At 71.2% G+C, this 6367-nt stretch carries 6 protein-coding genes; 1 reads left to right on the top strand and 5 read right to left on the bottom strand.

Annotated elements, in window-relative coordinates; translation table 11 throughout:
• From GTW40_RS22355 to GTW40_RS22340, 4 genes are all read right to left on the bottom strand, one after another.
• On the bottom strand, nt 1-244 hold a 244-nt coding region (locus GTW40_RS22355; protein ID WP_161181974.1), incomplete at its 3' end, for a hypothetical protein.
• A 312-nt stretch (nt 245-556) separates the two neighbouring features.
• Entirely contained in the window at nt 557-1663 is a 1107-nt protein-coding gene (locus GTW40_RS22350; protein WP_161181973.1) for an ATP-binding protein, read from the bottom strand.
• Nucleotides 1660-2400 (bottom strand): response regulator transcription factor, encoded by a 741-nt coding sequence (locus tag GTW40_RS22345; RefSeq protein WP_161181972.1) that lies wholly within the window; start codon nt 2398-2400, stop codon nt 1660-1662. The genes GTW40_RS22350 and GTW40_RS22345 overlap by 4 nt, the downstream gene beginning before the upstream one ends.
• 108 nt (nt 2401-2508) lie before the next feature.
• Nucleotides 2509-3186: a spermidine synthase gene (locus GTW40_RS22340; RefSeq protein ID WP_161181971.1), complete on the bottom strand. Its 678-nt coding sequence runs from the start codon at nt 3184-3186 to the stop codon at nt 2509-2511.
• A 184-nt stretch (nt 3187-3370) separates the two neighbouring features.
• Between GTW40_RS22340 and lon the strand changes: the two genes are divergently transcribed.
• Nucleotides 3371-5794: an endopeptidase La gene (lon, locus tag GTW40_RS22335; protein ID WP_161181970.1), complete on the top strand. Its 2424-nt coding sequence runs from the start codon at nt 3371-3373 to the stop codon at nt 5792-5794.
• A 96-nt stretch (nt 5795-5890) separates the two neighbouring features.
• Here the strand turns inward: lon and GTW40_RS22330 are convergent.
• The coding region (locus GTW40_RS22330) for a GH25 family lysozyme (protein ID WP_272919030.1) at nt 5891-6367 on the bottom strand (477 nt) is incomplete at its 5' end.

Genomic DNA, 6367 nt, shown 5'->3' with positions numbered 1-6367 from the left:
CGGCCGAGGTGGTCCCCGCGGCCCCCGCGGCCGTGGCGCTCACCGGAGCCGAGGCGGCAGGAGCCCCCGGCTTGTAGTCGGCGAAGAAGTCCCACCAGGCCCGGTCAACCGAATTCGGGTCCTGGAGGTACTGCTGATAGATCTCGTCGACGAGCCACTCGTTCGGGCCGAACGCCGCGGCGGGGTTCTTCCCGGCTTGGTCGTCGGTCGAAAGGTTCGAGTTACTGGGGGACTGTGGCGACACGGCGGCAACCGCCCTCTTCCGCTTCACAAGGTGATGGACAGCGGGAATAAAGGCTACGCCTCCCGGAGCGGGAAGGTCAGGTCGGGCCCGTTCATCGTCGTGTAAGTCACACCGCGAACAGCGTTTCGGGGCCGGAAATGGCGGGAAACAAGCGTGGTTCCGCACGTCAGAGCGAGGGTGAGGGTGCGAGGAACCAGGCCCCTGGACGCCGTCGTTCGTCGACCGGCGTGGGCCCGGACCTGATCACACGGGTCCGACGGCGCGGATCAACGGTGATCTTGGTCTTCCGAAATGAACTCTACGTCAACTCGGCTACGAGGAAAGCCCCGGAAGGGTGATGATGATCCGGCATCCGCGCTCGGATTCGGCCACGCCGATCCGGCCGCCGTGCAGATCCACCGCCCAGCGGGCGATCGCGAGACCGAGTCCCGTGCCGCCGTCGCTGCCCGGACCGTGCGGACGCGTCACCGCGCCCCGGTTGAACCGCTCGAACACCCGGTGCCACTCCGACCTGGGGATGCCCGGACCCTCGTCCTGGACCTCCAGCTCCAGCGACTCCGGCTGCGCCCCGCGCCGCGCCTTCACGGTCACCCGGCCGTAGGCGGGGCTGTGCTTGACGGCGTTGTCGATCAGGTTGGCGACGACCTGGTGGATGCGCTCGGGGTCCGCGTGCGCGGTCAGCTCCGGCGGGGAGACGTCCAGGTGCAGATGCACGTCGGTGCGGGTGTGCGTGCCCGAGCCCGAGGCGATGCCCGCGCGCGCGGAGGCGACCATGTTGGCCTCCTTCAGCACCCCGGACAGATACGGCCACACCTCGAAGCGGCGCAGCTTCAGCGGTACGACGCCGTTGTCGAGCCGGGAGAGGTCGAGCAGGGTCTCCACGAGCCGGCCGAGGCGTTCGGTCTGCTGCAGGGCCGTGCGCATGGTCTCGGGGTCGGCCTCGGTGACGCCGTCGACGATGTTCTCCAGCACCGCGCGCAGGCCCGCGATGGGGGTGCGCAGCTCGTGCGAGACGTTCGCCACCAGCTCCTTGCGCTGGCGGTCCTGCGCCTCCAGCTCGTCGGCCATGACGTTGATCGTCACGGCCAGGTCGCCCAGTTCGTCGCGGCGGCCCTCGCTCACCCGGCGGGTGTAGTCGCCGTGCGAGATGGAGCGGGCCACCGCGTTCATCTCGTCGAGCGGGGCGGTGAGCGAGTGCGCCACGAACTGGGTGATCAGCAGCGTGGCGATCATCGAGAAGACCGTGATGAAGCGCAGTTCGGTCTTGGTGTGCACCGCGATCATCGACAGACCGGTGGTGATCAGCACCGAGATGACGACCAGGGCGCCCAGCTTGGTCTTGATCGAGAACGGGCGTACGCCGCCCCAGGGCTGATCCTCCCCGGAGCCCTTCCGTGCGGCTTCCCGTCCCCCGCTCACGGCGTCGGCGTCTCCAGCGCGTACCCGACGCCGTGCACCGTGCGGATGCGTTCGGCGCCGATCTTCCGCCGCAGGGCCTTGATGTGGCTGTCCACGGTCCGGGTGCCGGAGGCGTCCGCCCAGTCCCACACCTCGGCGAGGAGCTGCTCACGGGAGAGCACCGCGCGCGGGGTGTTGGCCAGGCACACCAGCAGGTCGAACTCGGTGGGAGTCAGATGCACGTCCTCGGCCTTCACCCGCACCCGGCGCTGAGCGTGGTCGATCTCCAGCTCGCCGAGGCGGAGTATCCCCGAGCGGGGCGTGGCGGCCGCGACCGCGGCGCGCTCCATGCGGCGCAGCAGCACGTGCACACGGGCCGCCAACTCCCGCATGGAGAACGGCTTGGTCATGTAGTCGTCGGCGCCGACGCCCAGGCCGACCAGCATGTCGGTCTCGTCGTCGCGCGCGGTGAGCATCAGCACCGGCACCGGGCGGGCGGCCTGCACACGGCGGCAGACCTCCAGGCCGTCGAAGCCGGGCAGCATGATGTCGAGGATCAGCAGATCGGGCTGCCATGCCTCGGCGGTGTCGACGGCTGCCGGACCGTCGCCTGCGGTCTGCACGAGGAAGCCCTCCGCACGCAGCCGGGCCGCGATGGCGTCGACGATCGTGGGGTCGTCCTCGACGACCAGCACCCGGCGCTGGGCGCCCTGGGTCGTGGTCGTCGCACCGGTCTGGGAGGTCTGTGTCTGCTCCATCGCCCGCCCCTGCTGCTTTCCGGAATCCGTGGGGTGATCCCATGACTGCGTTCGACGCCCAGTGATCGGCGTCAGGGCAGCACACTACGGGGACACGACGCGCCGTCGCTATCCAGGGCGGACGGCGAGGTGCACCACGTCGGGAACGCCACGGGCAACGGGCACCTCTTCGGTACGCACCTGCCGGAACCCGGCATTCCGCATGGTTCCTTCAAATTCCGGAGAGGGCTGGGCCGACCACACCGCCAGTACCCCGCCCGGCCTCAACACCCTTGCGCAGGCGGCGAGTCCGGCCTTCGTGTACAGCCCGTCGTTGTCCTCGGTGACGGTCCATCCGGGGCCGTTGTCGATGTCGAGGCACAGTGCGTCGAACGTGTCCGATGTCTCATTGACGTAAGCGACGAGATCGTCCTCGACGACGGCCGTGCGCGGGTCCGCGAGCGCGTCCGCCGACAGCTCCCCGAGCGGTCCGTCGCGGTGCCAGCCGACCACGGCGGGCTCCCGCTCCACCACGACGATCCGGCCCCAGCGGGGATCGGCCGCCGCGTGGGCGAGCGAGAAGCCGACCCCCAGGCCGCCGATCAGCACGTCCGGCGCGGGGCGGCCGTCCAGCGCGGCCCGCGCGGCGTCCACCAGCAGCCGCTCCGAGCGGCCGTCCGAGGTGTCCATCAGGAAGCACCCGTTGGCGATGATCTGGAGCAGGCCGCCGTGCCGACGCAGCACCACCTCGCCGTACGGCCCGTCGCGCCGGTCCAGGACAACGGGGCTGTCGTGCGTCGTGGTCATGGAGGCATCCTGCTCGACCGGCGGGGGTCGTCGCAGGTGTTTTACGGAGAACCGCTCCCCCTCCCGTCTGCGGCAACGCATTCCTCCCCAGGTGTTCGCTCAGAGTGAACAGAAGGCGGGGAACATTCCAGGGCTCACGAGCATTGAGTCAGTGTTACTCAAGTTGACTGTCAAAGGGGAGATCATGGCTGATGAGTCCACGGCGTTCACGCTCGTCCTGCCCGTGCTGCCGCTCGACGGTGAAGTCGTGCTGCCCGGCATGGTCGTACCGCTGGACCTGAGTGACGCCGAGGTGCGGGCGGCCGTGGAGGCCGCGCAGGCCGCCGCCCGCTCGGAGTCGGGCAAGCCGAAGGTGCTGCTGGTGCCGCGCATCGACGGGACCTACGCCAGGACCGGCGTCCTCGGCACCGTCGAGCAGGTCGGCCGGCTGGCCGACGGCGACCCCGGCGCGCTGATCCGGGGCCGCGACCGCGTGCGCATCGGCGCCGGCACGACCGGTCCGGGCGCCGCGCTGTGGGTCGAGGGTGCGCAGGTCGAGGAGACGCTGCCCGACCCCCTGCCCGGTCAGGTGACCGAGCTGGTGAAGGAGTACAAGGCGCTGGCCAGCACCTGGCTGAAGAAGCGCGGTGCCTGGCAGGTCGTGGACCGGGTCCAGGCCATCGACGGCGTCTCCGCGCTCGCCGACAACTCCGGTTACTCGCCCTTCCTCACCGCCGAACAGAAGATCCAGCTCCTGGAGACCACCGACCCGGTGGCCCGGCTGAAGCTCGCCACGCAGCAGCTCCGCGACCACCTCGCCGAGCAGGACGTGGCCGAGACCATCGCCAAGGACGTCCAGGAGGGCGTCGACAAGCAGCAGCGCGAGTTCCTGCTGCGGCGCCAGCTGGAGGCCGTCCGCAAGGAGCTGCGGCAGCTGAACGGTGACGGCGACGACGCGGCCGAGGAGTCCGACGACTACCGCGCCCGTGTCGAGTCCGCCGACCTGCCGGAGAAGGTCCGCGAGGCCGCCCTCAAGGAGGTCGACAAGCTGGAGCGCGCCTCCGACCAGTCGCCCGAGGGCTCCTGGATCCGGACCTGGCTGGACACGGTCCTGGAGCTTCCGTGGAACGAGCGGACCGAGGACGCGTACGACATCCAGGGCGCCAAGGAGATCCTGGACGCCGAGCACGCCGGTCTGGACGACGTGAAGGAGCGCATCACCGAGTACCTCGCGGTGCGCAAGCGGCGCGGTGAGCGCGGCCTCGGTGTGATCGGCGGGCGGCGCGGCGGTGCCGTGCTCGCGCTGGTCGGGCCTCCCGGCGTCGGCAAGACGAGCCTGGGCGAATCCGTCGCCCACGCGATGGGGCGCAAGTTCGTCCGCGTCGCGCTCGGCGGTGTCCGAGACGAGGCGGAGATCCGGGGGCACCGGCGCACCTATGTCGGCGCGCTGCCCGGCCGTGTCGTCCGCGCGATCAAGGAGGCCGGGTCGATGAACCCGGTCGTGCTCCTGGACGAGATCGACAAGGTGGGCTCGGACTTCCGGGGCGACCCGGCCGCCGCCCTCCTCGAAGTGCTCGACCCGGCGCAGAACCACACCTTCCGGGACCACTACCTGGAGGTCGAACTCGACCTGTCCGACGTGGTGTTCCTCGCCACCGCCAACGTCCTGGAGGCGATCCCGGAGGCGCTGGCCGACCGGATGGAGATCGTCCGCCTGGACGGCTACACCGAGGACGAGAAGGTCGTCATCGCCCGCGACCACCTGCTCCCGCGCCAGCTGGAGCGCGCCGGTCTGACCGGCGAGGAGGTCGTGCTCGACGAAGGCGCGCTGCGCAAGCTGGCCGGGGAGTACACCCGCGAGGCGGGCGTGCGCACCCTGGAGCGGACCGTCGCGCGGCTGCTGCGCAAGGTCGCGGCCCAGCACGAACTGGGCGAGCGCGAGCTGCCGTTCACCGTCCGCGAGGAGGATCTGCGCGGTCTGGTCGGGCGTCCGCACCACGTGCCCGAGTCCGCCCAGGACCCGGCCGAGCGCCGTACCGCCGTACCCGGTGTGGCGACCGGGCTCGCGGTCACCGGCGCGGGCGGCGACGTGCTGTTCGTCGAGGCGTCCCTCGCGGACCCCGAGACGGGCGGGGCGGGGCTGACCCTCACCGGTCAGCTCGGCGACGTGATGAAGGAGTCGGCGCAGATCGCGCTGAGCTTCCTGCGCGGTCACGGCGCGGAGCTGGAGCTGCCGGTGGCCGACCTGAAGGACCGGGGTGTGCACATCCACTTCCCGGCGGGCGCGGTCCCGAAGGACGGGCCGAGCGCGGGCATCACCATGACGACCGCTCTCGCGTCCCTGCTCTCCGGGCGGCTGGTCCGCACGGACGTGGCCATGACCGGTGAGGTCTCGCTGACCGGGCGGGTCCTGCCGATCGGCGGCGTGAAGCAGAAGCTGCTCGCCGCGCACCGCGCCGGGGTGACCACCGTGATCATCCCCAAGCGCAACGAGGCCGACCTGGACGACGTCCCGGCCGAGGTGCTGGAGAAGCTCGACGTCCACGCCGTGACCGACGTGCGCCAGGTGCTGGAGCTGGCGCTTGCCCCGGCGGGCGCGACGGCACCCGAGGTGCCCGTGGCCGCGTGACGGCGGCAGGCGCCGACCGGCGTACGAGGGCCGACCGGCCTGCGAAGGCCCGGACTCCGCTGGGGAGTCCGGGCCTTCGGGCTGTCCGGAGTCGCCCTAGCCGTTGGCCAGCGCGACCACCCGGTCCAGGGCGCCGTTGAACTTGTCGTGGTCGCCGACGGTCGGGCCGGACGAGGTGTACTGCCACATCGTCTGGTAGCCCCAGCCCGCCGGGAGGGTGCCCGGGTCGGCCGCGTAGCGGGCGATCCACAGCGGGTTGGCGGCGGCGAACCCGCCGTAGTTGCCGGTGCACTGGGTCCACCAGCTGGTCGCCGTGTAGATCACGGCGTCCCGGCCGGTGCGGGCCCTGTAGGTGTTCAGGAAGTCCGCGATCCAGGAGACCATCCCGGCCGCGGTCTTGCCGTAGCAGGCGGCGCCGTACGGGTTCCACTCGATGTCGAGCGCGCCGGGCAGCGTCCTGCCGTCGCGTGACCAGCCGCCGCCGTGGTCCACGAAGTAGTTGGCCTGGGCGGCGCCGGTCGTGGTGTCCGGGGTGGCGAAGTGGTACGCGCCGCGGATCATGCCGACGTTGTA

Origin of the sequence: Streptomyces sp. SID4985 (genome assembly GCF_009863025.1) — a bacterium.
Lineage (GTDB): Bacteria > Actinomycetota > Actinomycetes > Streptomycetales > Streptomycetaceae > Streptomyces.
The sequence above is the reverse complement of the archived record's forward strand: the minus strand, read 5'-3'. Positions and strand labels throughout refer to the sequence as shown.

Bases quoted from the DNA above. Each gene is read 5' to 3' on its own strand.
- GTW40_RS22345 (WP_161181972.1), bottom strand. From the start codon at position 2,400: ATGGAGCAGACACAGACCTCCCAGACCGGTGCGACGACCACGACCCAG.
- GTW40_RS22340 (WP_161181971.1), bottom strand. From the start codon at position 3,186: ATGACCACGACGCACGACAGCCCCGTTGTCCTGGACCGGCGCGACGGG.
- lon (WP_161181970.1), top strand. From the start codon at position 3,371: ATGGCTGATGAGTCCACGGCGTTCACGCTCGTCCTGCCCGTGCTGCCG.